The organism is Caulobacter sp. GW821-FHT11A05, assembly GCF_058809015.1.
This window is the reverse complement of the sequence record NZ_JBXASF010000008.1, coordinates 113492-136620: the sequence shown is the minus strand read 5'-3', so window position 1 is coordinate 136620 and position 23129 is coordinate 113492. Positions and strand designations below refer to the sequence as shown.

Genomic DNA, 23129 nt, shown 5'->3' with positions numbered 1-23129 from the left:
GTGAGGCCGGATCGCGCCGGAGCAAAGTGTTACTTGGCGCCGGGGCGGATGACAAACGCATCCCCCCATTTGGGGCGGCAAAACCCTGCGGCCTCGCGTCGCCCGTGTGGCGCCGCGCTACAGTCCCAGCGGCCCCAGCACCCAGACCATCCAGCCGCCAATCGCCAGGAACACCCCGAACGGCAGCTTCATCTCCGCCGAAACGCCGCGCCGGCGCAGGACCATGGCCAGAACGACGCTCAGGCCCGCGACCCCGGCCCAGACCACCACGCTGGGCAGGCCCTGCCAGCCGACCCAGGCTCCAATGGCTCCCAGTAGGATCGGATCGCCGCCGCCCAGCCCCTCGCGACCGCGCAGCCGCCGATAGGCGAAGGCCACCAGCCACAGGGCGCCGAACCCCGCCGCCGCGCCGATCAGGTTGTGAATCCACCATCCTTGCTGGCCGAGCAGGTGGAAGGCCACAGCCTGGATCAGCCCAACCGCGCCGAGCGGCAGGGTCAGCCGGTCCGGCAACCAGAAATGTTCCCCATCGATGACCGCGATGACCAGCAGCCACCAGCCGAGCAGGGCGCTGACCAGCGCCATCGGCCCGTCGAAGGCGAAGGCCGACCAGACGCCCAGCGCCAGGCAGCCCAGCTCCATCAACAGGTAACGACGCGGAATGGCCCCGCCGCAGGTCCGGCAACGGCCGCGCAGGGCCAGGAAACTGAGGATGGGGACGAGATCGATCGGCGACAGGGTGCGGCCGCAGTGACCACAGGCGGAACGGCCCAATGCGATCTGGCGGTCGTCGGGCAGGCGCAGGCTGACCAGGCCCAGGAAGCTGCCGGCCACCGGACCCAGGAGGATGGCGGCGAGGTCCCAGAGCCAGGTCACTGGTCGCGCACCGCATAGAGGAAGCGCGCGTAGCCGATTTCCGAGGCGTTCTTGGTCAGCTCGACATTGGCCCAGGCGACGACATCGGCGAAGGGGCGGTCCTGGAACGGCCAGCGGGTCCGGGCCGTCGCAGCCAGGTCCTCTTCCGACAACGCCTCGACGCCGGCACGCCACTGCGCCTGCAGGTCCTCGATCCGCGCCACGGCGCTCGGCGCATCGCCGGGCCAGAGCACCGCCTCGCGGGTCAACCGGCCGTCGCCGAAGCCGTGGTCCAGCGCCATCGACCACCAGAAGGTCATATGCCAGGTCAGCCAGGCGATGCTCGGCGGACCCAGATCATAGCCCTCGTGATCGGGCCAGTCGGCCCGCCAGTGTCCCTGCGCGTCCTCCGCGACATGCAGGCCGATCGCCGCCGGCCGCCAGAGGCATGCCTCCGTCGTCAGCCCGTCCAGGTGATAGCTGGCCAGGGCCCAGGCCGTGTCGAGCTGGCGCAGCAGGAGGCGGCGGGTGTCTGACATCTCAGGCTTCCGGCGCCGCCCGCAGAATCCGCGCCCAGGGGTTCAGGTCCGGCTCGCCGACCTTGCTCAGGGTGTTGCGGTCGCGGTGCAGGAAGGACGCCTCCTGGCCCCGCACCTGCAGGGTGGTGTCGGAGATATAGCTCCAAGAGCCGTCGGCGTGGAAGGTGACCTCGATGCGATAGGCGTCGGTCCGGAAGGCCTGTTCGAGGAAGGTCGTCGAGCAGATGCCGTATTCGGTCTGGCCGCGCGCCGCCGTCAGCACCAGGGTCTCGGCGTGTGGTTCGGCATGTCCGGCGGCGATGGCGACCTGGCCCCGCGGGATCGATATGGTCTGCAGGATCAGGCCCGTGGCCGGCTCCCAAAGCCAGTAGCCGACCTGGTCATGGAAGGTGAGGGCCTCTTCGACCGTGTTGACGTGGACGTGGTAGCGCAGGCCGTAGAACAGCTGCGGCCCGTTGGCCTGCGGGTCGATCGGCTGCATCTCGATGCGTTCGTAGTATTCCCGCCGCTCCGGGCCATCGGCCTTGGGGTTCACATCGACGCCCCGGCGGCCTTCCCAGATGCCCGCCAGCCGATGCAACGGCCCGAGATTGGCCAGGGTCTCGGGATCGACGTCCTCGGGCTCGGTGAAGATGTCGTCCGGGATGTCCATGCCTGCCGCTCCTTGCTGGGCGCCGCCTCTTGTGCCGCCCACCTGTGCGGGCCTAGCATGAGTCACGGCCGGTAAGGCGGCCGCTCGTCCGCGGAAAGGGCTCAGCCCGCCTTCAGCCTGATCTGATCGGTGAGCTTCACCTTTCCTGCCCCGTCGGCGGACACCGGGGCGCGAAGGAAAGGCCATGCCATGTCCATGAATGACGGCGCCCGCCGCGCCCTGCCCGAAAACCCCTCCAGCGAACACCTGCGCAAACAGGCCAAGCGCCTGGCGAAGCAGTCCGGCGTCCGGCTCGCCCAGGCCCAGCGCCAGCTTGCCTGGGACTATGGCTTCGCCGACTGGGCGGCCTTGATGACCCATGTGCGCGGCCTGGAGCCGCAAGCGCCGCGTTCGCCCCTGGCCCAGGCAGCCCGGGGCGGCGATCTGGCCCTGGTGAAACAGCTGCTCGCCGCCGGCCACGATCCCAACGATGGCGGCCCAGGCACGAGTCCGGTCTGGGAGGCCTGTTCGTCGACCGCGCCGCCGGCCGTCCGACTGGCCATGGTCCGGGCGCTGATCGAGGCCGGCGCCAGTTCGCGCAAGGCCACGCCCGGCCAGCGGCCGCTTCACATCGTCGCCGAGCGCGGGCCCTTCGCCCTGGCCGAACTGCTGATCCGTCATGGGGCCATCGAATGGGAGCCCAACGAAAAGGGCCGCTCGGCCCTCGACATCGCCCGCCGCTCGCGCGCCAGGGACAAGGCGGCCATGGTCGAGCTGCTTGACCGCCCAGTGATCCGCGATCCGTCGTTCCGGGCAGCCGTCGGGGCCATCCACGCCGGCGATGTCGCGGTCCTGGACCGTCTGCTGGACGCCGAACCTCGCCTGATGACCGAGCGCATCCGCGAACCGGACTGCTACCGCGACTCCGGCCGTGAGCAATATTTCCTCGACCCCAAGCTCTTCTGGTTCGTCGCCAACAACCCGACGCTGATCGACAGGATGCCCGCCGCCATGCCGGCGGTCGCCCGCGCCATGATCGCCCGCGGCGTGCCGCGCGAGGACCTCGATTACACCCTCGGCCTGGCCATGACCTCCAGCAGCGCCCGCGAGAACGGCCTGCAGATTCCGCTGGTCGAAGTCCTCGTCGAGGCCGGCGCCCGGGCCAAACCCGAGGACATGGGCGGCATCCTGGGCTTCGGGGAGACCGAGATCGTCGAATATCTGCTGGCCAAAGGCATGCCGCTGACCGCGCCCATCGCCGCCGCCCTGGGCCGCCTGGAGGACTTGCCGGGCCTGCTGCGGGCCGCGTCGCAGGCGGACATCGACGCCGCCCTCGACCTGGCGGTGATCAACAGCCAGACGGAAGCCGTCAAGCTGGCGCTGGAGGCCGGCGCCACCGTCAACCGGCGGTCCTCGCAGCACCGCCACGGCAACCCGATCCATCAGGCGGCGCTGCACGACAACACCGCCATCCTCGACCTGCTGGCCGACCACGGCGCGGATCTGGAGGTGGTCGATGACCTCTGGGGCGGCGTGCCCTGGGGCTGGGCGATCCACGGCGGCCAGGCCGCCGCCATCGCCTGGTTCGAGCGGAAGCTGGGCGTTCAGCCGGCGTCGGCGTAGCCGGCGTAGCTGTGTTTCAGCGTCGCGTGGTTGAGCAGCATCTCGGCCACCTGCTTCTTGCCTGACGCGTCGAAGATGCGCGTGCGGACCCAGTAGGATTCCGTGCGCTTGCTCTCGGCCAGGGCGGCGATCTCGCGGCGCAGGACATAGTCCTCGCCGACGAACAGAGGCCCGTCGATCAGCCGGATCTCCTGGTCGGCGAACAGGCCGACGGCCGGCCCCTTCACCGGAAACTTCGCCTGGTGGCTGGAGTACTCGGCCAGCACGCTGATCATTTCCAGCGGGATGATCGGCCGCCCCCAGGGCGAGCCCTTGGAATACCAGTCGGAGGTCTCGGTGATACCGGCCAGCTTCTGGTTGAGGCTGAAGGGATAGAGGGCGCCCATGTGCTGGTCGGGGTCCATCCGCACGTGCTCCTCGGCGGCGCCGGTCATGCCGACCCTCAGGTCCTCGAGGATCAACAGCTTGCCGGGCGGCCGCAGGGCCGCCATCCGCTGCTCCAGCAGGGTGAGGCCGGCGTCCGGTCCCAGGCTTGCGCTGGCCTCCAACACCGGCGTGCCGTCCGCCTTCTCCGCCCACACGCGGGTCGTCTTGACGCCCTCGGCGGGGATCTCGGCAATGGCGCGGACCTCCTCGCCCTCGACCACCATGTTCAGATAGTGGGACGAGATGCAGCCCTGCTCGAACCAGGCCTTGCCCCAGATCTTCTCCATCAGCGGCGGAAACAGGCTGAAGTGGGTCGGCCCTTCGATCGGCCCGGCCCTGAAGCCCAGCTTCTCTGCCATCTCATCGTCGTGGATCGAGGCGTGGCCGCCGTACTCCTGATCGCCCAGCATCTGGCGAGGCTTGCGCAGGGGGCCGACGAGAGACAGGGGCGTGTCGAAGGTCACGGGCGACTCCTGGGGCGCGGGCGGGGAAGGGCCCCCTCGGACCGCTCATTCAAACGAATGTTTAAGTCAGCGATCCACGGCGAGCCAGCGCAAAATTCCGCCCGGCAGGCTGCTGGCCCGTCCTTCAGATCGCCAGGCCCGGATCGCCTTCGAGAATTTCCTGCCTGAGCAGGGGATGCTCTCCGGGCTTCCAGAGAGAAACCCGATGCGCCACGCGGTAGACGAGGGGGCCGCCGTCGTCCGTTTGGCTGCGTTCGAGCGGAATTGGGATGCAGACAAATTCGGTCTCGAGCTCATGCGCCGTGGCCCGCACCGTCGTGTAGCCGTGACCGGCGTAATCGACGAACTTGAGATGCGGCGCCAGTTCAGGGTTGCGCGCCGCCCGCGCCTTGGCCGGGTCTCTCGTTTCCTTGAGCAGCAACGAGGACTTCACCCCGTGCATCAGGGTCATGCCGAAGCTGCATTCCATCGCGCCGTTCGGCTTGTCGTCGATATAGAGGGCTCTCAAGGGCCGATCCTTGGGCATGGTGAGCGCCTGCACTTCGCCCATGGTCTGCGCCGAGATCGAGCCGGTGATGAATTCGACGCCAACCGGGTCGAAGGCGCGCGGCGGCAGGGTCTTGCTGGGATAGCCGGCCCAGAAGGCATGTCGGTCGCCGGCCACGATGGCGAACCCCGCGATCCCTTCCTCGCGGATCATGTCGAAGATTTCGCCGTGCTCGACGCCGTAGGCGCCGCTGGTCACGCCATATCCCGCGCCCTTCGGCCAGCGGTCCGCGAACGCCGCCGGCAGGTTCTGGGGATCGGTGCGCCCGGTCAGCGTGCCGAACGAATGGCCCCAGATCTTCCAAGGGGCCTTGGCGGCCCGAAGACGGTCCTTGAACCAGGCCATCTGCTCGAGGCCGAGATAGGCCTCAGGCGGCGCGTTCACATGCGGATTGGGAACCTCGACATCGCCGACGCGGATGGTGGCGGGGGGCGAGCCGCCGCCATAGGCCCGGGCCTGATCCAGAATCTCCAGCATCTGTTCGGGCATGGCCCCGAACTTGATCTCCGGCAGCCCGCTGTAGTCGCCGCCCGGTGATCCGAACGACCGGTTGTCCGTCAGGATCATGTCGATGTTCTTGCCGTACCGAAACGCCCGCTGGATCTGCAGCGCCTTGATCGCGGCGAGATTGTTTGGTTCCTGCCCGACCCCTCGGGCGTCCAGCGCCGTCAGCGGCTTGTTTTCCACCTTGGGCGCCTCGAAAGCATCCCCGCTCCCCGGCTTGCGGACCCGGGCGGGCTGATACTCGTACCAGGCCTGACTGGCCGCGATCTTGAGCGTCTGGGCCGGACGGACTTTGCCGTCGATGATCTGCTGGCTCTGGTAGGACCGCCAGTTGAATTCGTGGTTGTCCCACACCGGAACGAACGGCCACTGGGCCCGGGCGTCCTGCAGATCCGGATCGGACAGATAGCCGCGATAGGCCGTGCGGTAGTCGTCCAGATCGGCCGGGATATGGAATGTGCTGACCTTTTCGCCGTGCGGGTAACGCACGATGTCGCGCAGACGCCGGCCCCGCTCGACGCCGCCCGGCCGTTCCTCGGGATACCAGACCAGTTCGTAGATGAAGTCGCCCAGATGCAGGACGAAGCCCAGCTGTTCGGTGCGCGGCCTGCGGGCGTCCTCATGGAGCATGCGCCGGTAGGCGTTCATGGCGCCCTGGGTGACGTCCTGGCAGCTGACAAAGGCGAACCGGGCCGGCCGGTCGTCCTCGTCGGCCGGCGCCGTCAGCGTGCGGCCGACCCGGCTCGTGTTCCCCGCCTCGTCGATGAAACGATACCAGTATTCCCGCGCCGGCTTCAGGCCCGCCGCCAGGAAGCGGCAGGTCCAGTCCGTCGCCGCGGTGACCGCGACCTCGCCGCGCGCCACCCGCTTTGCAAACTTCGGATCGCCCGCCACCTCGACGGTCAACCGGTGTGAGGCGACGCCGCTGTCCGGGGCCCGCCGTGTCCACAGGATCACGCTGTCGGCGCGGGGGTCGCCCGAGGCGACGCCCTGCGGAAAGAGGTCGCGACGTTCGCCGCGCACGACGGGCCTCGCCTGTGCGGAGGCCGGTCCGAACGCAAGCGCCGCGCCGAGGGCGGCGGCCTGAGCGGCGAACGCTCGCCGCGACAGTGCAGGTTTGTCCATGCTCCATCCCTCCCGAACGGAAGGTTCACGGACGACTTTCGTCCTGAGGCCGCAAGTTAACTTTCGTTCAGGCCGGCTGGCGGACAGGGTGGGATTCGAACCCACGGTGGGCTCGCACCCACGGCGGTTTTCAAGACCGCTGCCTTAAACCGCTCGGCCACCTGTCCTGGGAGCGGACCGGCGCTATAGCAGGGGAGCCTGAGGCAAAACAGCCATTTGCATCGCGTTAACCGAAACGAAGACCGGCCCTGGCATCCTCGAGGCTGAGAACTTGCGGAGGGGGCGCCGATGGGGCGCTGGCACTGGCGAAGAGGAACGGCCTTTGGACTGGCGCTGATGGCGGCGGCCAGCTTGGCCGCCTGCGCCACGCCGCGCCTGTCGCCCCGTGTCGCTGAGACCAAGCCGCCGCCGCGCTCAGGCGGCCGCGTTCCCGGCACCATGCGGCCCTATCAGGTGGGTGGAACCTGGTACAGGCCGCGCGAACAGCCCAATTACAACGAGGTCGGCGTGGCCAGCTGGTACGGCCAGCAGTTCCACAACCGCCAGACCGCCAACGGCGAGATGTTCGACATGTGGGTGGTTTCGGCCGCCCACAAGACCCTGCCGCTGCCCTCGATCGTCGAGGTCACCAACCTGGACAACGGCAGGAAGATCAAGGTGCGGGTCAACGACCGCGGCCCCTTCGTCGACGGCCGCATCATCGACATGTCGCGGGCCGGCGCCGAGGCGCTGGGCTTCGCCGGCAAGGGCACCGCCCGGGTCCGCGTCCGCTATGTCGGCCCGGCCCCGATGAGCGGCAAGGACCGCACCCTGCAGTACGCTGGCCTGGCCAAGGATTCCGAGCCCAAAGCCCTGTCCGTCCCCCGCGGCGGCGACGACTGGGTGGTCCAGGCCGGAGCCTTCGCCGAGCGGGACAATGCCGAAAAGGCGGTCAATTCCCTGCGCGACATCGGCCGGGCCAGGATCGTGCCGCTGAAGCGTGACGGCCGCACCCTCTATCGCGTGGTGATCGAATCGGGCCGCGATGTCGTCGGCGCCGGCCGCCTGCGCGACCAGGTCGCCTCGCTGGGCTTTCCCGACGCGAAGTTGATCGCCGACCGCTAGACATAAAGACCGGTTCAGCCGATGGGTTGGGCCCATGTCCCGTGGATTCTTCATCACCTTCGAGGGCGGCGAGGGCGCCGGCAAATCGACCCAGATCCGGCGTCTGGCCGAGCGCCTCAAGGGCCTTGGCCATGACGTCGTGCTGACCCGTGAGCCCGGCGGATCGCCCGGCGCCGAGGCCATCCGCGACATCGTCCTGAACGGCCCGCCAGAGCGCTGGTCGGCCGTCACCGAGACCTTGCTGATGTACGCCTCGCGCCGCGATCACATCGAACGGGTCATCCGCCCGGCCCTGGAGGCCGGCAAGGTGGTGCTCTGCGACCGCTTCGCCGACTCCACCCGCGCCTACCAGGGGGCCGGCGGCCAGGTCGACACCCGGCTGATCGACACCCTCGAAGCCACCGTGCTCGAGGGCGTGCATCCCGACCTGACCCTGATCCTCGATCTGCCGGTCGATGAGGGCCTCTCCCGGGCCCTGAGCCGCGGCGGCGGCGAGGACCGTTTCGAGGCCAAGGGCGCTGCCTTCCACGAACGCCTGCGCCAGGCCTTCCTCGACATCGCCCGGGCCGAGCCGGACCGCTGTGTCGTACTGCGCGCCGACCGCAAGCCCGAGGCCGTCGAGGCCGACATCCGCGCCGCCGTCGAGCCGCGCCTGGAGCGGGTGCATGGGTGAGGGCCTGCGGCACCCGCGCGACACCCGCCGGCTGCTCGGCCACGAGGCCCAGGAAGCGGCCTTCGTCGCGGCGCTGGACAGCGGCCGACTGCACCACGCCTGGCTGCTGACCGGCCCCGAGGGCGTCGGCAAGGCCACCTTCGCCTACCACGCTGCGCGCCGCCTGCTCGGCGCGCCAAATGATGGGGCAGGAGGTCCGCTGTCCTCCAGCCCAGACCATGTCGCCAGCCGGCTGATGGCCGCCAAGAGCCACCCGGACTTCATCGTGCTGGAGCGGATGGGCGAGGACGGCAAGGCCCGCAAGGTGATCCCGGTCGACGAGGCCCGCCAGCTGCCGGAATTCTTCTCCAAGTCGCCGGCCCAGGCTCCCTATCGCGTGGCCATCATCGACGCCGCCGACGACCTCAACGTCAACGCCGCCAACGCCATCCTCAAGACCCTGGAGGAGCCGCCGCCGCGCGGCGTGCTGCTGCTGGTCAGCCATGCGCCGGGCCGGCTGCTGCCGACCATCCGCTCGCGCTGTCGCACCCTGGCCTTCCGCGTGCCCGACACCGACACCGCCGAGACCATCGTCCGCGAGCAGTCGGGCTTGGTGGCGCATGACGCCAATCGCCTCGTAAAGATGGCGAACGGCGCCCCCGGCCTGGCCCTGAAGATGGCCGACCTCAACGTCCTGGCCATCGACGACACCGCCCACGAGCTGCTCAACCATCTCAAGCATCCCGATCCGGCCCCGCTGCTGGCCATGGCCGACAGCTTCCGCGGCGCCGAGGGGGCCGAGCGTTTCCAGATGCTGTTCGAGCGGCTCAGCGACCGGGTCCACGACATGGCCGTCCAGCAGGCGCTGAGCGGGCAGGGCGACGACCTCGACCGCTGGGCCGACGTCTGGGAGGTGCTGGAGCGCCTGCCGCGCGAGGCCGAAGCCCTCAACCTCGACCGCGCCGACAGTTTCTGGACGGCCGTCCGGGCCCTGAGAGCCGCCGCCGCCTGATGCTCATCGACAGTCACGTCAACCTGCACGCCCCCCAGTTCGCCGACGACCAGGCGCAGGTGATCGACCGCGCCCGCGCCGCCGGCATTGGCCTGATGGTCACCATCTGCGACAAGGTCAGCAGCTTCGAGGCCGTCCACGCCATCGCCATGGCCCATGACGACATCTGGGCGACGGTCGGAACCCATCCGCACGATGCCAAGGAAAATCCGTCGCTTAAGGCCGAAGAGCTCATCGGCCTGGCCCAGCGCCCGAAGGTCATCGGCATCGGCGAATGCGGCCTCGACTTCCACTATGACCTGAGCCCCCGCGACGTGCAGGCCGCCGTCTTCCGCCAGCACGCCATCGCCGCCCGCGAGACCGGCCTGCCGCTGGTCGTCCACACCCGCGAGGCCGACGAGGTCATGGGCGACATCCTGGAAGAGGAATACGCCGCCGGCCCGTTCAAGCTCCTGATGCACTGCTACACCAGCGGCCCGGACCTGGCCCGCCGGGCGGCGGCGCTCGGCGCCTGGTTCTCGGTCTCCGGCATCGCCACCTTCAAGGCGGCCCAGGAGGTGCGTGACATCATCGCCGACATCATGCCGGCCGACCGCATCATCCTCGAGACCGATTGCCCCTACCTGGCGCCCGTGCCGATGCGCGGCCGCCGCAACGAGCCGGCCTATCTGCCTCATATCCTTGAGAAACTGGCCGACATCCGCGGCTGGAGGCGCGACGAGGCCGAGCAACGAACCGAAGACGCCTTCTTCGCCCTGTTCGACCGGATACCGCGGCCGTGAGCGACCGGCTGCGCCTGACCATCCTGGGCTCCGGCAGTTCCGGCGGCGTGCCGCGCGCCGATGGCAATTGGGGCGACTGCGACCCGGCCGAGCCGAAGAACCGCCGGCGGCGCTGTTCCCTGCTCGTGCAGAGATCGGGGCAGGGGGCTTCAACCACGGTTCTGGTGGACACCTCGCCCGACTTCCGTGAACAGGCGATTTCCGCAAAGATACAGCGACTTGACGGCATTCTCTTCAGCCACGACCACGCCGACCAGGCCCACGGCATCGACGACGTCCGCGCTTTCGCTCTGAACCAGCGGGCCCGTATCCCGACCTGGATGGAGCCGGTCACCTGGCGGACGTTGCACCAGCGGTTCGGCTACATCTTCCAGAGCACCGGCGGCTATCCGGCCATCTGCGACGCCCGCGAGATGCCGGGCCTGGGCGTGCGGTTCGAGATCGACGGCCCGTCGGGACCGATCCCGGTTGTGGCTTTCGACCAGGAGCATGGCGAGATCCGTTCCCTGGGTTTCCGTTTCGGATCCGTGGCTTACTCGCCGGACGTCAACGGCCTGCCGGACAGCGCCTTCGAGGCCCTGGAGGCTGTCGACACCTGGATCGTCGACGCGCTGCGCTACACGCCGCACCCGACCCACGCCAATCTCGAGCAGGCCCTGGCCTGGATCGAGCGCCTGAAGCCGCGCCGCGCCATTCTAACCAACATGCATATCGACATGGATTTCAACCGCTTGTCCGCGGAACTTCCGGTCGGCGTCGAGCCGGCCTACGACGGCCTGACCTTTGAAGCGAGCCTGAACCCATGACCCATTACGCCGTCGCCCAGATCAACATCCACGAACCGGAAGCCTACGGCCGCTACATGGACGGCTTCATGCCGGTCCTGGCTCAGTACGGCGGAACGCTTCTGGCGGCGGACAACGCGCCGGTCGTGGCCGAGGGCGATTGGCCTTACCAGAAGCTGGTGCTGATCGGTTTCGAGGATGCCGCCGCGCTGGGGCGCTGGGCGGGATCGCCCGAGTACCAGGCGATCGCCGTGGATCGCAAAGCCGGCGCCGCCGGGGTTTTCCTGATGGTCCAGGGCGTCTGACACCCACCGGCCCATCCATTATTTCCGATAATATATCTTAGGCGCAAAACGGATACCCGTCGCCTTACGCCCTGATCGGCATGTCGAACACCAGCAGCCCTGGCCGATCCAGCGGCAGCTGAGCGACGACGTCGCCGGCTGGACCGAGCACCGCTGTCGGCCCCCACCCGATCCTTGCGTCGCGCTCGCCGGTCACGTCCGCCGACACAAGCCACAGGCCCGTCTCGCGGCATCGCTCGCCGCGAATGCGGTTATGGGCCTCCTTCCAGTCCTCGGCCGCCTTGCGCCGCATCATGTTGTTGGCCGGACAGACGATCAGCGATGCCCCCTGGTCCGCCACCTGCCGCGCGGCCTCCGGAAAGTTGGTGTCGTTGCAGATGTTGAGCCCGAACCTCAGGCCGGCGACCTCGAAGATCGGTTTGTCGCGCCCAGGCTGGAACAGGCTCTCCCCGTCCATCAGATGCGCCTTGCGATAGCGGCCGACGAGCCTGCCGCCCTCGATCACGGCGGCGGTGTTGAACAGCCGCCCGCCGTCCGTCTCGATGAGCCCCATCACGATCATCGCCTGAAACCGGCCGAGCCGGCTCAGCACGTCGGCGAATTCGGGCGAAGCCAGATCCAGCGCGTTCGCCTGCGCCGACGGCTCATCGGTCAGGTAGCCCTGCAGGAAGCCCTCGGGAAAAACCACCAGCGCGGCGCCTACGCTATCAGCCTGCCCGACGGTCGTTTCCGCCCAGGCCAGGGCTGCCGGGACGTCTTGCCGAAACTCAGGCGTCTGGGCCGCAGCGATCCGCACGGTTCTCGGGCGAGCGGTGTCGACGATGTCCATGCCGGCCAGCCTAGGTCCGAATCGGACGCTGGCCACCCTCCCCTCGACGGCGCTTGCGCTTTCCCTGACGCCGGCTAAATTGAATTCAATTCAATTTTGGATCGCCCATGTCCCCGACCAAGATCGGTACGCCGGAACGGCTGATCCGCGCCGCCCAGGAAGAGCTGATCCACAGCCATGGCCTGTTGGAGATGCAGGCGGTCGCCAAGCGGGCCAAGGTTTCGGTCGGGCTGGCCTACCACCATTTCGGATCCAAGGCGGGGCTGATCGCGGCGGTGGTCGAGGCCTTCTACAACCGGCTGGAAGACGTCGCCTTCAGCCCCTCCAAGCTCGTCTCGCCCGATTGGGCCGGCCGCGAGAAGGAGCGGATCGCCGCCTACATCGCCTTCCATTACGACCACCCGTTCGCGCCGCTCGTCGTCGGGCCGTTGAGCCGCGCCGCCGAAGTCCTCGACGTGGAACAGGCCTTCACCAAGCGGCAGCTCGCCGCCGGGGCGCACAATCTGCGGGCCGGCCAGCGGGACGGCGTCATTCCCGCCGACCTTGATCCGCGCCTGACCATCGCCCTGCTGATCGGCGGCATCCGCCAGGCCCTCATCGGCGCCCTGACCAGCAGCCACCGGCCCGACCGCCATGCGCTGACCGACAAGATCTGGGTCTTCGTCGCCGCCGCCCTGCGCCTGCCGCCAACGGCGGTCGCGAATGCGGCCGATCGGGTCGCCTGACCGTCCCAGCAAGCCCGAAGGAACCGCAACGCCATGGCCGATCCGCACGCGTTTCACACGCCCAAGTCCCACTACACGAAGGACGACCTGATCCTGTCCGGCCGGGGCGGCTATTTCGGGCCCGGCAACGCCCAGCTCCCTGCCCCGCCCATGCTGATGATGGACCGGATCACCGACCTCAGCCTCGACGGCGGCGAGTTCGGCAAAGGCCGCATTGTCGCCGAACTGGATATCACCCCGGACCTCTGGTTCTTCGACTGCCACTTTCCCGGCGACCCGGTCATGCCCGGCTGCCTGGGCCTGGACGCCATGTGGCAGATCCTCGGCTATTGGCTGGGCTGGTCGGGTTCGCCGGGCAAGGGCCGGGCCCTCGGCGTCGGCGAGGTGCGGTTTCGCGGCGACATCACGCCCGCCACCCGGATGGTGCGCTATGAGGTCAGCATCCGGCAGGCGCGGCGCGGCCAGCTGGCGCTGGGTGTCGCCAACGGCCGGCTGTTCGCGGACGACGTCTGCGTCTATGTCGCGACGGACCTGAGGGTCGGCATGATCAGGCCGACGGCCTGACACACGACGCTTGCGCTATTTCCCCTCGACGCCGTTGGGGACGATCACGGGCACGGGGCAGCCGAAGATTCTCCGATTGACGGCCAACTCCATCCGGGCCCGCGGCGCCTCGGTCAACTTCATCGGACCCTTGGGCACGTCCCGATGGACCGCCGGCTGAACCTGGTACTGACAGCGGGCCCGGAACTCGGCGATCTGTTTGGCGCGGGCCTGCTTGTCTGCTTCCGTCGGCGTGGCGGCCAAGGCCGGCGCGGCGAGACCGACGATGGCGACAACAACGAGGACAGATCTCATGGCGTGACTCCCTTTGCCGCAGCCTACCACGGCGAGCGCTAGTTGTATCCCGGCGGCGCCCTGAAGCCGCCGAAGGCCTCCTCGATCAGCCGGGCGAAATGGATGGTGGTGCGGTCCTCGAAGGCCGGGCCGATGATCTGGACGCCGATCGGCAGGCCGTCGCCGGCCAGCCCGATCGGCGCGGCGGTGGCCGGCAGGTTGGCCAGGGTGGCGATGCCGGGCCAGGCCAGCTGGTCGAAATAGGGCGTCTGCACGCCGTCGATCAGCAGCTTGCGCTCCGGGGCGTTCGGCGAGGCGTCATGCGGATAGGCGGTGCGGCCGAAGGCGGGGACGAGGATGACGTCGAAGTCCTCGAACAGCCGGGCGAAGGCGCGGCGGGTGACCAGCTGGCCGTCCTGCATGTCCATCCAGGCGTGGACGCTCAGCTGCGAGGGGCTGGGCGAGCCCCGGCTCATCACCGCGTTGAGGATGCCGCCATAGAGGTGATGCAGGCCGGCCAGGTCCGGCAGCAGGGCGCTCTCGCGGGCGACGCGGGCCCCTGCCCGCTCGACATTGCCCGCCAGAGTGTCGAGGGCGGCGCGGATCTCGCTGTCGGTGGCGGCCAGCGGGTGGCTGTCGATGACCAGCACCCGATAGTCGGCCAGGCTGGCCCCGCGCGCCGGCGGCAGGTCCAGGCGGTAGGCCTTGGCGAGGTCTTCGGTCGGGCCGGCGACGACGTCCAGGACCAGCTCCAGGTCGTCCGCCGTGCGGGCCAGCGGGCCGACGACGGCAAGCGGCACGCCCGAGCCATCGACGCCAGGCGGCTGGTGGCCGCGGCTGGGGACCAGGTCGTAGGTGGGCTTGTGGCCGAAGACGCCGCAGAAGGCGGCCGGCACGCGGATCGAGCCGCCGATGTCGGAGCCCAGCTCGATCGGGCTCATCCCGGCCGCCACCGCCGCCGCCGCGCCGCCGGAGGATCCGCCCGGCGAGCGCTCGAGGTTCCAGGGGTTCTGGGTGCGGCCGTAGATGGGGTTGTTCGACTGCCAGTCCGACAGGAAGGGCGGGATGTTGGTCTTGCCGAGGATGATGGCCCCGGCCGCCTTCAGCCGCGCGACGGCCACCGCATCGGTCGGCGCGGTCCAGTTCCCGAACAGCTCGACGCCCCAGCTGGTGCGCAGGCCGGCGACATTGTTGCTTTCCTTGACCGTCATCGGCACGCCGAGCAGCGGTCCGGTCTCGCCCCGGGCGATGGCGGCCTCGGCAGCCAGGGCGGCGTCGCGGGCCCGGTCGAAGTCGCGGACGACGACGGCGTTGAGGGCCGGGTCGCGCTCCTCGATGCGGGCGATGGCCGCCTCGGTCAGTTCCAGCGCCCCGATCCGGCGGGCGGCGAGGTCGGCGGCCAAGGCCGTGGCGGACTTGTCGAGGGGATGGGTCATAAGGCGAGGATAGCGAACGCGGTTTGCCCGGCGCCAGCCCCTTCGTCACCGACCTCCGGACAAGCGAACGCCCACGACGGTCAACCGCCGTGGGCGTCTTTAGCCTTGAAAGGCCGATACGCTTAGAGCGCGTCCTTCAGGGCCTTGGCGGCCTGGAAGGAAACCTTCTTGCTGGCGGCGATCTGGATCGTCGCGCCAGTCGAGGGGTTGCGGCCGGTGCGGGCCGGCTTGTTCTGCACCTTGAACTTGCCGAAGCCCGGGATCGAAACTTCCTCACCCTTCACAGCGGCATCTCGGATCGCGGCGAAGACGCCGTCCACGACGGCCTTGGCCTGAGCCTTGGTCAGCTTCTCGTCCTTCGACGCCACGGCGTCGATGATGTCAGCGGTATTCAATGGAATCTCTCCGTAAATCAGAATCAGCCCCAGACCCTGCCAAGGCTATGCAGCACTGTCACTAGGCAACAGCAGGCTGGCGGTTCCCTAGCGATACGCTATCTTCCTGTCGAGGGCGCGATTTGATGAGGAAGCCACCATGCGTTTCGTGATTTTGGCCGCCATGACCGTGCTGGGCGCGGCCGCTGTAACCGTCCCCGCCATCGCCGCGGAGCCCGACGTTACGGTCACCTACGGGCCCGGGATGGAGAAGAAAATCGAGGAATACGGGGCCCGCGACGTCGATCGCCTGGCCGCGGACCTGCGCAAATCGGTGCTCAAGGAAGCGGCCGGCAACCCGGCCCTGGACGGCGCCCGTATCGAGCTGGTGCTTGAGGATGTAGTGCCTAACCGCCCGACAATGCAGCAGATGTCCGACAAGCCCGGGCTCTCCTACGAAAGCTTCGGCGTCGGCGGCGCCGCGATCAGCGGCCGGGTGACCACGGCCGACGGCGCCAGCCGCCCGGTCAGCTACCGCTGGTACGAAACCGACATCCGCTGGGTCTGGCCGTCGAGCACCTGGAACGACGCCCAGCAGACCTTCAACCGCTTCGCCCGCAACCTGGCCCGGAACGGGGACCTGTAGTCCGGGCCCTGCTCAATTTGGCGTGACATGATGTCCGCCAATTCACTTGCCAGGGCCCGGCGAAGCGGATGAGATCGCCTGAACGGCGATAACATAAGCGCCGAGTTCAATTAGCGAGGCGACATGGCCGAGGGCCGACGTTCCACCTGGACCCTTGCGGCCTTCGCCGGGCCCTGCATTCCACTGGCGGCCTTCGGCCTGCCGCTGGTGATCACGCTTCCGCACTTCTACGCCAGCACCCTGAAACTCAGCCTCAGCGCCGTCGGCCTGGCCTTCATCCTGGTGCGACTGGTCGACATCATGTTCGACCCGCTGTTCGGGACGATCCTCGACCGCACCCGCTGGTCGTTCGGCCGCTTCAAGGGCTGGATGGCGATCTCTGCGCCGATCCTGATGGTGTCCATCTGGATGCTGTTCATGGCCAAGCCGGGGGTCGGCATCGGCTACCTCTGGTTCTGGCTGCTGGTGGTCTATTTCGGCTATTCGATCGCCGTGCTGTCGCACACCGCCTGGGCGGCGACCCTGTCCAAGCAGTACCATGAGCGGTCGCGAATCTACGCCTTCTGGCAGGGCGGCAACGTGCTGGGGATGATCTCCATCCTCGGCCTGCCGCTGATTCTCGCGCTTCTCCACCTGATCGACGCCAGGAACGAGACCGAGGTGGTCTCGGCCCAGGGCTGGTTCGTGGTCCTGCTGCTGCCGGTCACCATCGGCCTGGCCATCTGGCGGGTTCCGGAGACGGCGCCGAAGGAAATCATCCACGCCGAGCGCGCCACGCTGGGCGACTATGTCCGTCTGATCCGCCGGCCGACCGTGGTCCGCATCCTGGTGGCCGACCTGCTGACCGGCCTGGCCCCGGGCGTGGCCGGGACGCTGTATTTCTGGTTCTTCATGGTCGTCAAGAAGTTCAGCGGCCAGGAATCCCTGGCCCTGCTGATGATCTACTTCCTGTCGGCCATCGTCGGCGGCTTCATCTGGACCCGGCTGGCCAAGCGCACGGGCAAGGCCAAGGCGCTGATCATCGCCTGTATCGTCTACGCCGCCGTGCAGTTCGGCGTCGTCACCCTGCCGGCCGGCAACTTCCTGCTGGCCATCCCCTTCCTGATCGCCGCCGGCATCCCCTACTCGGCCGGCGCCCTGCTGCTGCGCTCGATGATGGCCGACTACGGCGACGAGGAGCGGCTGAGCTCGGGGCGCGACCGGACGGGCCTGCTCTACGCCATCCTCACCGGCACGGTGAAGGTCGGCAGCGCCCTGGCGGTGACCAGCACCATCATCCTGGCCAATCTCGGCTTCAACGCCGCCAACCCGGCGCTCAGCACCGATCTGTCGATGCAGGGGCTGATGGCGATGTATGCCGTGGTGCCCGGCGTCATCGGCCTGCTCGCCGCGGCCTGCCTGATCGGCTATCCCCTGAGCGAGGAACGCCACGCCGAGATTCTCCGCCAACTGGAGGAACGCGACGGGACGCAACCGCCCCCTCAGCCCGAAGACCTGGCCGCCATAGCTCCTGATGTCCTCCCCACCCCCGCCGAGTGACCCCAAACCCATAGATTGCCTGCTGGCCATCATGGCCGCCCTGCGGACCCCGGAGACGGGGTGCGCCTGGGACCTGGAGCAGACCTTCGCCACCATCGCCCCCTATACGGTTGAGGAGGCCTATGAGGTCGCCGACGCCATCGAGCGCGGCGATCGACAGGACCTCAAGGAGGAGCTGGGCGACCTGCTGTTCCAGGTGGTGTTCCACAGCCGCATGGCCGAGGAGGAAGGCGCCTTCGGCTTCGACGACGTCGCCGGGGCCATCGTCGATAAGATGGTCCGCCGCCATCCGCATGTGTTCGGCGAGGCCTCCGTGCGCTCGGCCCAGGAGCAGACCCAGGCCTGGGAGGTGATGAAGGCCGGCGAGCGGGCCGCCAAGGCCAAGACCGGCGTCCTGGCCGACGTGCCCACCGGCCTGCCGGGCCTGACCCGGGCGGTGAAGCTGACCAGGCGGGCGGCGCGGGTCGGCTTTGACTGGCCGACGCCGGACAAGGTCATCGAGAAGCTGCATGAGGAGCTCGACGAGCTGCGGGTCGAGATCGCGGCCGGCGACCGGGAGAAGATGCGCCAGGAACTGGGCGACCTGCTGTTCGTGGTCGCCAACCTGGCCCGCAAGCTGGACATTGAGCCGGAAGACGCCATCCGCGCCACCAACGCCAAGTTCGCCCGCCGCTTCGCCTTCATCGAAGCGCGGCTGGCCGAGGACGGCCGCACGCCCGATCAGTCGGATCTGGCCGAGATGGACGGGCTGTGGAACGACGCCAAGGCGGCCGAGAAGGGCTGAGGCTCAGGCCATCGATGTTCCCGCTGTGTTCCACGTGAAACAGCTTAGATAATCTGTTGTTTTCCTGACGAATTTCGACTGCATGACGTGGTGGTTACATGCGGTTCTCATAGGAATTTTGTTGGGGTGGCGTTGCGGTTTTGTGGGTGGGTCATGCGGGAATGAGGGTGGTCAGGGCGAACAGGGCGCCTTCGGTGTCGGAGAGGCGCCAGCCGCGGTAGCGGAACACCCTGCCCTGCCTGAAATCGGTGGCCACGCGAAGGCGGAGCTTCTCCAGCGTCGCCGGCGACCAGCCGTTCGGCGCCAGGCGTTTGTTGAGGGCGGCGGCGTTCGCGCCGGGATTCTCGGCCAGCCAGGCCTTGCCGATGCGCAGGGCGCCGGCCGGGACCGGTCCGCCCCATGCGCCGGTCGGCGTGGCGGCGTGAGCGGCGATCGGCGCCAGAGCGCCAAGGGCGGCCAGCGCCGTGAGCAGGTCTCGTCGAGCGATCGTGGTCATCAGGCGGCTCCCATCTGGTGCTTGAGGTGGTCCGACAGGCGCAGGGCCAGGGCCAGGATGGTCAGGGTCGGGTTGGCGATACCCGAGGTTGGAAAAACCGAGCTGCCGGCGATGTGCAGGTTGCCCAGGCCATGGACGCGGCCGTCGGGATCGACGACGCCCTGTTTGGGGTCGGCGTGCATCCGGGTCGTGCCCATGTGGTGGCGGGAGGCGCTGGAGAGGGCCACCAGATCCTTGCGCTCCGCCGGCCAGCAGAACCGCCCCTTGCCGCCGGCCCCCAGGGCGTCGCCGAAATGGGCGGCGGTGCGCTCCAGGCCATCGAGATCGGCGGCCGAATAGGTCCAGTCGAGGCGCGCCTTGGGCATGCCGAGGGCGTCGCGGTCGGCGGCCAGGGTGATGCGGCTGTCGGGGTTGGGGAAGTGCTCGGCCATCAGGAAGTGGCCGGCCAGCAGCGGCGCGCCCTCGTCCAGCCTGGCGGCGAGCTGGCCGACGGCGATGGTCTCCTCGCCCCTTGTACCGGCCTTCGGTCCCGGCGGCGCGGTCGGATAGAGGGTGACGGTGAAGTTGCCGCTCTTCAGTCTTTGCTGCGCCGGCAGGGCGGCGGCGAAAACGCTATGGGCGCCGCGCCGGTTGGGGTTGAGGTAGCGGCCCATCGGCTTGCCGGTTGTGAGGTAGAGGGCCGAGCCCTCGACCTCCGCGGTCTCGTCGACGGCGTAGGTCACATGGCCCTGGAAGAAGCGGCCGACCAGGTCATGGCGGTTGCCGACCCCCTCGGGCCGGACATCGTTGGAGGCTAGCAGCAGGCGGGCGTTCTCGATGCCGCCGGCCGCCAGGATGTAGCGCCCTGCCCGGGCGGTGTGGCGCGGACCGTCCAGGCAGGCGACGTCCAGCTGTTCGACCCGGTCGCCGGCCGGCGACAGGCCGATGCGGGTGACGTTGGCGTGCAGGTAGACGGTGATGTTGGGCGCGGCCGCGAACTCGGTGCGGAAGCGGTCGAAGGCCGCCTCGTCGACGCCGCCGGAGTATTTGGTGAACAGCACGGGGGCCGAGATGAAGTCGCCCTCCCCCACCTCCAGCACTGGCGCGTCGATGGGGTCGGTGTCGAAGCGCGGGATCTCCAGCAGGTCGCAGGCCCGGTCGTAGAAGGGCTGCAGCTGCTGGCGCGACATCGGCCAGCCGCTGTGCGGGATCCAGTCGCGTTTGGCGAAGTCGGCGGCGTCCAGCGGCCGGCACTTGCCGCCCCAGACCATGCCCGAGCCGCCCAGCACCCGGGCCCGCGAGCTGCGCGGATAGACGTCGAGGGGGCGGTCGGGGTTGTCCGGGGCCCGCACGGTGGCGGCGGCGTCGTAGAGGTCCTGGGTGGCGTCCTCGATCTGGCGGCCGCCGCTCTCGAGGATGGCGACCTTGACCGCCGAGCCTGCGAACTGGCGGGCGATGGCGATGCCGGCCATGCCGCCGCCGATGATGATCAGGTCGGCCTCTATGCGGCTGTCGGCAGGCAAGGTTCGGGCGTCGATGAAAGCCATGTCTTTCCTCGTGGGGGGGAGATCGGGAAGGGGAAGCGGCGGAGCCGCCGGGACGCGGCGCTAGGGCGTGGCGCCGCGGGAGATGAGGTAGGCGACCACATCGGCCCGGTTGAACCGCCGCGCCTCGCTGATCGGTGAGCGGATCACGTCGGCCTCGCGTCCCCATAGGCCGGCCTTGACGGCCAGGTTCACGTCGGCGCCCTGGTCGATGAGGTAGCCGACCACCTCGACCGACCCGCTGCGGGCGGCGTTGATCAGCGGGGTCTCGTCGAACATCACGAAGCCGTCGACCCGGGCCCCTGCCCCGACCAGCCGCTTGACGATGTCATACTGGCCGCCGGCCGCCGCGACGATCAGCGGATTGCCGTCGCCGCCCAGCGGCAGGTTGGGATCGGCGCCGGCGGCCAGCAGCAGGTCGACGAGGTCGAGGCGGCCCTGGCGGGCGGCCTCGATCAGCGGCGTACCGTCGCCAGGCAGGCGTTGGTTGACGTTGGCGCCCGAAGCGATCAGCCGGCGAACGGTGGCGTCGTCGCCGGCCCTGACGGCCTTGAACAGTTCGCGGCCGGCGGCCTTCTGGCTGGCGCTGACGGGGGGTGGATCGGCCGGGCGCGGCGGCTGGGCGGCCCAAGCGGCGACGGCGAGGCCAAGGCTGGCGGTGGCCACCGCGGCGGCGCCGGTCCAGCGGCGGACGGGGCCGCGTTGCGGGCTCTTCAACATGCCGATGCGCTCCTTGAGATGATTGACCTTGGCCGGCGGCCAGCGGCAGCCGAGCGGCAGGGCTTGCGGGGCCAGCTGGGTCTTGAGCATGACCTCGCCGTAGCGGCGGCGCTCGTTCGGGAAACGGGCGAGGACGGCGGCATCGCAGGCGATCTCCTGGTCGATGCGCAGCCGCGAGACGGCCAGATGGACCAGCGGATTGCACCAGAGCAGCCCCTGCAGCAGGGCGGCCAGGGCGTTGACCTGGGCGTCGCCCGAGGCCAGGTGGTTGCGCTCATGGGCCAGGATGACCCGGCGCTCGTCGGCGTCGAACTGCTCGGCGAAGTCGGCCGGCACGACGATGCGCGGGAACAGGGCCCCGACCACGGCGGGACCGACGCCGGGGCGTTCGGCCAGCCAGAGGCCGTCCTCCCTGACCCGGCGAAGGCTGCCCAGCGCCGCCACGAACCGCGCCTGGCGTCCGGCCAGCAGCAGCAGGGTGAAGACGGCGCCGGCCAGCCAGCCGGCGACCAGCACCCAGCGCAGGTCGGTCGGAACGGCGCCGACAACCGTCCGGCTGGTCGGAACCGCCAGCGCGCGGGGCGGATAGGCCGGCGCGGGCCGGGCGACTCGCGCCGCCGTCGCCGATTGCGGCTGGGCGGTCTCGACGGGGGCCGGCAGCATCACCGCGGCGCCGGCCAGCGGCACGGCGATCCACAGGGCGTAGGCCAGGCGGGCGCCGAACTGGCGGCGCACGAAGCGGCGCGAGACCAGCACCAGCAGGATGGCGGCGCTGACCGCCAGGTTCAGCTTGATCAGGATGGCGAGGAGTTCAGCGCCCATGGTCGAGATCCTCCACCAGCCGCTTCAGTTCGGCGATGTCCTCGTCGCTGAGCGCCTGGCGCTGCGACAGATGGCTGACCAGCGGGGCCAGGCGGCCGTCGAACAGCCGGTCCAGCAGGCCCTGGCTCTCGGACTGCAGATAGTCCTGGCGGCTGACGGTCGGGCGGTAAAGGAAGCGGCGGCCATCCTTCTCGGCGGCCACCGCGCCCTTCTTGAGCAGGCGGTTGAGCAGCGACTTCACCGTCGCCTCGGTCCAGCCCTGGGGCTGGGCGATTTCCTGGACGATGTCCTCGGCCGCGCAGGGGCTGCGCCGCCAGAGGGCTTCCATGACCTGACTTTCCGCGCCGCTGATCCGCACGCTGGGCATCCTTGTTGTGACGAGGCATCGATTACATGCGTGAACGGTGGCGTCAACGCGTGATTACGAGTGTGATCGATTTGTAATGCGGCAGCCCGACGGTGAGGCAAGCCCTCGCCCCCCGATCATGCTCGCGAAGGCGAGCATCCAAGCGGGAGTGGCGCGCCCAGCGACGGTCCAAGGCGCGCCGAAGCGTCAGGTTTCGGTGGATGTGGCCATCGCCGCATGGATGCTCGCCTTCGCGAGCATGGTCGGTGGACGGGGCCGGCGTGCGGCCTAAAGCTCCTTCGCACCGCCGACCGCGAAGGCGAACCGGACCCTGCGGCCGAGCACGGGCTGACCAGCCTTGTCCTTGCTGGCGGCCTGGTAGCGGCCGGCCAGTTCGGTGACCAGCTTGCCGAAGCCGCCGCCCTCCTCCTCGGCGACGACACAGGCCTTGGGCCGTCCGCCGGCCGTCAGGGTGCATTCGACCACGGCGTAGCCCTTGTGGACGCCATGGTCGGCGATGACCTTGCTGATCTGGAGGATGTCAGGCTTGACCACCCAGGTCAGGCCCGCGCCATCGTCGATGGCCTGCGGGACCGGCAGGCGTTGCGCCGCCTTCGATGCGCCAGGTGACAGACAGGCGATCGCTGCGACGGCCGAAACAATTGCAAATCGGCGCATCGCGCACTCTCCAAAGGCCG

Annotated in this window: 26 protein-coding genes and 1 tRNA gene; 12 read left to right on the top strand and 15 right to left on the bottom strand. The window is 69.1% G+C overall.

Annotation, left to right across the window (positions count from 1 at the left end):
- Positions 1 to 117 precede the first annotated feature (117 nt).
- The 3 genes from AC1RSK_RS13250 to AC1RSK_RS13240 are packed head-to-tail and all read right to left on the bottom strand — an operon-like array spanning position 118 to position 2046.
- Positions 118 to 876 carry a prepilin peptidase gene (locus AC1RSK_RS13250; RefSeq protein WP_492908022.1) on the bottom strand — a complete coding sequence of 253 codons (759 nt, stop codon included), beginning with the start codon at positions 874 to 876 and terminating at the stop codon, positions 118 to 120.
- The gene (locus AC1RSK_RS13245) at positions 873 to 1394 is read right to left on the bottom strand and encodes a DinB family protein (RefSeq protein ID WP_492908021.1); all 522 of its coding nucleotides are present in this window, start codon (positions 1392 to 1394) and stop codon (positions 873 to 875) included. Before AC1RSK_RS13245 ends, AC1RSK_RS13250 begins: the two co-directional genes overlap by 4 nt.
- A gap of 1 nt (position 1395) precedes the next feature.
- A complete protein-coding gene (locus tag AC1RSK_RS13240; protein WP_492908020.1) occupies positions 1396 to 2046 on the bottom strand; it encodes an FABP family protein in 651 nt (216 codons plus the stop codon).
- A gap of 189 nt (positions 2047 to 2235) precedes the next feature.
- Here AC1RSK_RS13240 and AC1RSK_RS13235 point away from each other — a divergent pair, with 189 nt between their 5' ends.
- Positions 2236 to 3648, top strand: a complete 1413-nt coding sequence (locus AC1RSK_RS13235; protein ID WP_492908019.1) for an ankyrin repeat domain-containing protein — start codon at positions 2236 to 2238, stop codon at positions 3646 to 3648.
- Here AC1RSK_RS13235 and AC1RSK_RS13230 read toward each other — a convergent pair.
- The 3 genes from AC1RSK_RS13230 to AC1RSK_RS13220 all read right to left on the bottom strand — a co-directional run bounded on the left by AC1RSK_RS13230 (position 3630) and on the right by AC1RSK_RS13220 (position 6881).
- A complete protein-coding gene (locus tag AC1RSK_RS13230) occupies positions 3630 to 4538 on the bottom strand; it encodes a hotdog family protein (protein ID WP_492908018.1) in 909 nt (302 codons plus the stop codon). The two genes, AC1RSK_RS13235 and AC1RSK_RS13230, sit on opposite strands and share 19 nt — an antisense overlap.
- Before the next feature lie 124 nt (positions 4539 to 4662).
- Complete coding sequence (locus AC1RSK_RS13225; RefSeq protein ID WP_492908017.1) at positions 4663 to 6714, bottom strand: alkaline phosphatase D family protein; 2052 nt, start codon at positions 6712 to 6714, stop codon at positions 4663 to 4665.
- A 77-nt stretch (positions 6715 to 6791) separates the two neighbouring features.
- A tRNA-Ser gene (locus tag AC1RSK_RS13220) sits at positions 6792 to 6881 on the bottom strand.
- A gap of 121 nt (positions 6882 to 7002) precedes the next feature.
- Between AC1RSK_RS13220 and AC1RSK_RS13215 the strand changes: the two genes are divergently transcribed.
- Genes AC1RSK_RS13215 through AC1RSK_RS13190 form a run of 6 tightly spaced genes read left to right on the top strand, consistent with a single transcriptional unit; the run spans position 7003 to position 11354 of the window.
- A complete protein-coding gene (locus AC1RSK_RS13215) occupies positions 7003 to 7818 on the top strand; it encodes a septal ring lytic transglycosylase RlpA family protein (RefSeq protein ID WP_492908016.1) in 816 nt (271 codons plus the stop codon).
- 34 nt (positions 7819 to 7852) lie between these two features.
- Positions 7853 to 8491, top strand: a complete 639-nt coding sequence (gene tmk / locus AC1RSK_RS13210; protein WP_492908015.1) for a dTMP kinase — start codon at positions 7853 to 7855, stop codon at positions 8489 to 8491.
- On the top strand, positions 8484 to 9482 hold the full coding sequence (locus AC1RSK_RS13205) for a DNA polymerase III subunit delta' (RefSeq protein WP_492908014.1): 999 nt from the start codon (positions 8484 to 8486) through the stop codon (positions 9480 to 9482). Before tmk ends, AC1RSK_RS13205 begins: the two co-directional genes overlap by 8 nt.
- Positions 9482 to 10264, top strand: coding sequence for a TatD family hydrolase (locus AC1RSK_RS13200; protein ID WP_492908013.1), 783 nt, complete (start codon positions 9482 to 9484; stop codon positions 10262 to 10264). The genes AC1RSK_RS13205 and AC1RSK_RS13200 overlap by 1 nt, the downstream gene beginning before the upstream one ends.
- The gene (locus tag AC1RSK_RS13195; RefSeq protein WP_492908012.1) at positions 10261 to 11070 is read left to right on the top strand and encodes an MBL fold metallo-hydrolase; all 810 of its coding nucleotides are present in this window, start codon (positions 10261 to 10263) and stop codon (positions 11068 to 11070) included. Before AC1RSK_RS13200 ends, AC1RSK_RS13195 begins: the two co-directional genes overlap by 4 nt.
- Positions 11067 to 11354: a DUF1330 domain-containing protein gene (locus AC1RSK_RS13190; RefSeq protein WP_492908011.1), complete on the top strand. Its 288-nt coding sequence runs from the start codon at positions 11067 to 11069 to the stop codon at positions 11352 to 11354. Before AC1RSK_RS13195 ends, AC1RSK_RS13190 begins: the two co-directional genes overlap by 4 nt.
- Positions 11355 to 11418: 64 nt before the next feature.
- On the opposite strand, the gene AC1RSK_RS13185 is transcribed toward AC1RSK_RS13190, so the two are convergent.
- Positions 11419 to 12183, bottom strand: a complete 765-nt coding sequence (locus AC1RSK_RS13185) for a carbon-nitrogen hydrolase family protein (protein WP_492908010.1) — start codon at positions 12181 to 12183, stop codon at positions 11419 to 11421.
- Between the two features lie 107 nt (positions 12184 to 12290).
- Here AC1RSK_RS13185 and AC1RSK_RS13180 point away from each other — a divergent pair, with 107 nt between their 5' ends.
- Both AC1RSK_RS13180 and fabA read left to right on the top strand, forming a co-directional pair.
- Positions 12291 to 12908, top strand: a complete 618-nt coding sequence (locus AC1RSK_RS13180) for a TetR/AcrR family transcriptional regulator (RefSeq protein ID WP_492908009.1) — start codon at positions 12291 to 12293, stop codon at positions 12906 to 12908.
- Between the two features lie 33 nt (positions 12909 to 12941).
- Positions 12942 to 13472, top strand: a complete 531-nt coding sequence (fabA, locus tag AC1RSK_RS13175; protein WP_492908008.1) for a bifunctional 3-hydroxydecanoyl-ACP dehydratase/trans-2-decenoyl-ACP isomerase — start codon at positions 12942 to 12944, stop codon at positions 13470 to 13472.
- A gap of 15 nt (positions 13473 to 13487) precedes the next feature.
- Here fabA and AC1RSK_RS13170 read toward each other — a convergent pair whose 3' ends face one another.
- The 3 genes from AC1RSK_RS13170 to AC1RSK_RS13160 all read right to left on the bottom strand — a co-directional run bounded on the left by AC1RSK_RS13170 (position 13488) and on the right by AC1RSK_RS13160 (position 15576).
- Positions 13488 to 13766 (bottom strand): hypothetical protein, encoded by a 279-nt coding sequence (locus AC1RSK_RS13170; RefSeq protein ID WP_492908007.1) that lies wholly within the window; start codon positions 13764 to 13766, stop codon positions 13488 to 13490.
- 38 nt (positions 13767 to 13804) lie between these two features.
- Positions 13805 to 15181: an amidase family protein gene (locus tag AC1RSK_RS13165; RefSeq protein WP_492908006.1), complete on the bottom strand. Its 1377-nt coding sequence runs from the start codon at positions 15179 to 15181 to the stop codon at positions 13805 to 13807.
- A 122-nt stretch (positions 15182 to 15303) separates the two neighbouring features.
- Complete coding sequence (locus AC1RSK_RS13160) at positions 15304 to 15576, bottom strand: HU family DNA-binding protein (RefSeq protein ID WP_492908005.1); 273 nt, start codon at positions 15574 to 15576, stop codon at positions 15304 to 15306.
- A 139-nt stretch (positions 15577 to 15715) separates the two neighbouring features.
- Here AC1RSK_RS13160 and AC1RSK_RS13155 point away from each other — a divergent pair, with 139 nt between their 5' ends.
- The 3 genes from AC1RSK_RS13155 (at position 15716) to mazG (ending at position 18524) form a co-directional block, all read left to right on the top strand.
- The gene (locus AC1RSK_RS13155) at positions 15716 to 16201 is read left to right on the top strand and encodes a hypothetical protein (RefSeq protein WP_492908004.1); all 486 of its coding nucleotides are present in this window, start codon (positions 15716 to 15718) and stop codon (positions 16199 to 16201) included.
- A gap of 123 nt (positions 16202 to 16324) precedes the next feature.
- Positions 16325 to 17740 (top strand): MFS transporter, encoded by a 1416-nt coding sequence (locus AC1RSK_RS13150; RefSeq protein WP_492908003.1) that lies wholly within the window; start codon positions 16325 to 16327, stop codon positions 17738 to 17740.
- On the top strand, positions 17715 to 18524 hold the full coding sequence (gene mazG, locus AC1RSK_RS13145; RefSeq protein WP_492908002.1) for a nucleoside triphosphate pyrophosphohydrolase: 810 nt from the start codon (positions 17715 to 17717) through the stop codon (positions 18522 to 18524). Before AC1RSK_RS13150 ends, mazG begins: the two co-directional genes overlap by 26 nt.
- Positions 18525 to 18675: 151 nt before the next feature.
- On the opposite strand, the gene AC1RSK_RS13140 is transcribed toward mazG, so the two are convergent.
- The 5 genes from AC1RSK_RS13140 to AC1RSK_RS13120 form a co-directional block, all read right to left on the bottom strand.
- Positions 18676 to 19020, bottom strand: a complete 345-nt coding sequence (locus AC1RSK_RS13140; protein WP_492908001.1) for a hypothetical protein — start codon at positions 19018 to 19020, stop codon at positions 18676 to 18678.
- Entirely contained in the window at positions 19020 to 20546 is a 1527-nt protein-coding gene (locus AC1RSK_RS13135) for a GMC oxidoreductase (protein ID WP_492908000.1), read from the bottom strand. The genes AC1RSK_RS13140 and AC1RSK_RS13135 overlap by 1 nt, the downstream gene beginning before the upstream one ends.
- A gap of 60 nt (positions 20547 to 20606) precedes the next feature.
- Positions 20607 to 22085: a M56 family metallopeptidase gene (locus tag AC1RSK_RS13130; RefSeq protein WP_492907999.1), complete on the bottom strand. Its 1479-nt coding sequence runs from the start codon at positions 22083 to 22085 to the stop codon at positions 20607 to 20609.
- Positions 22075 to 22443, bottom strand: a complete 369-nt coding sequence (locus AC1RSK_RS13125; protein ID WP_492907998.1) for a BlaI/MecI/CopY family transcriptional regulator — start codon at positions 22441 to 22443, stop codon at positions 22075 to 22077. Before AC1RSK_RS13125 ends, AC1RSK_RS13130 begins: the two co-directional genes overlap by 11 nt.
- Before the next feature lie 276 nt (positions 22444 to 22719).
- Positions 22720 to 23109, bottom strand: coding sequence for a hypothetical protein (locus tag AC1RSK_RS13120; protein WP_492907997.1), 390 nt, complete (start codon positions 23107 to 23109; stop codon positions 22720 to 22722).
- Positions 23110 to 23129: the final 20 nt, after the last annotated feature.

Coding starts and splice junctions, on each gene's coding strand:
- AC1RSK_RS13155 (WP_492908004.1), top strand. CDS start 15,716: ATGCGTTTCGTGATTTTGGCCGCCATGACCGTGCTGGGCGCGGCCGCT.
- AC1RSK_RS13150 (WP_492908003.1), top strand. CDS start 16,325: ATGGCCGAGGGCCGACGTTCCACCTGGACCCTTGCGGCCTTCGCCGGG.
- AC1RSK_RS13170 (WP_492908007.1), bottom strand. CDS start 13,766: ATGAGATCTGTCCTCGTTGTTGTCGCCATCGTCGGTCTCGCCGCGCCG.
- AC1RSK_RS13165 (WP_492908006.1), bottom strand. CDS start 15,181: ATGACCCATCCCCTCGACAAGTCCGCCACGGCCTTGGCCGCCGACCTC.
- AC1RSK_RS13130 (WP_492907999.1), bottom strand. CDS start 22,085: ATGGGCGCTGAACTCCTCGCCATCCTGATCAAGCTGAACCTGGCGGTC.
- AC1RSK_RS13240 (WP_492908020.1), bottom strand. CDS start 2,046: ATGGACATCCCGGACGACATCTTCACCGAGCCCGAGGACGTCGATCCC.
- tmk (WP_492908015.1), top strand. CDS start 7,853: ATGTCCCGTGGATTCTTCATCACCTTCGAGGGCGGCGAGGGCGCCGGC.
- AC1RSK_RS13180 (WP_492908009.1), top strand. CDS start 12,291: ATGTCCCCGACCAAGATCGGTACGCCGGAACGGCTGATCCGCGCCGCC.
- AC1RSK_RS13215 (WP_492908016.1), top strand. CDS start 7,003: ATGGGGCGCTGGCACTGGCGAAGAGGAACGGCCTTTGGACTGGCGCTG.
- mazG (WP_492908002.1), top strand. CDS start 17,715: ATGTCCTCCCCACCCCCGCCGAGTGACCCCAAACCCATAGATTGCCTG.
- AC1RSK_RS13185 (WP_492908010.1), bottom strand. CDS start 12,183: ATGGACATCGTCGACACCGCTCGCCCGAGAACCGTGCGGATCGCTGCG.
- AC1RSK_RS13120 (WP_492907997.1), bottom strand. CDS start 23,109: ATGCGCCGATTTGCAATTGTTTCGGCCGTCGCAGCGATCGCCTGTCTG.
- AC1RSK_RS13235 (WP_492908019.1), top strand. CDS start 2,236: ATGTCCATGAATGACGGCGCCCGCCGCGCCCTGCCCGAAAACCCCTCC.
- AC1RSK_RS13225 (WP_492908017.1), bottom strand. CDS start 6,714: ATGGACAAACCTGCACTGTCGCGGCGAGCGTTCGCCGCTCAGGCCGCC.
- fabA (WP_492908008.1), top strand. CDS start 12,942: ATGGCCGATCCGCACGCGTTTCACACGCCCAAGTCCCACTACACGAAG.
- AC1RSK_RS13190 (WP_492908011.1), top strand. CDS start 11,067: ATGACCCATTACGCCGTCGCCCAGATCAACATCCACGAACCGGAAGCC.
- AC1RSK_RS13245 (WP_492908021.1), bottom strand. CDS start 1,394: ATGTCAGACACCCGCCGCCTCCTGCTGCGCCAGCTCGACACGGCCTGG.
- AC1RSK_RS13200 (WP_492908013.1), top strand. CDS start 9,482: ATGCTCATCGACAGTCACGTCAACCTGCACGCCCCCCAGTTCGCCGAC.
- AC1RSK_RS13135 (WP_492908000.1), bottom strand. CDS start 20,546: ATGGCTTTCATCGACGCCCGAACCTTGCCTGCCGACAGCCGCATAGAG.
- AC1RSK_RS13140 (WP_492908001.1), bottom strand. CDS start 19,020: ATGACCACGATCGCTCGACGAGACCTGCTCACGGCGCTGGCCGCCCTT.
- AC1RSK_RS13205 (WP_492908014.1), top strand. CDS start 8,484: ATGGGTGAGGGCCTGCGGCACCCGCGCGACACCCGCCGGCTGCTCGGC.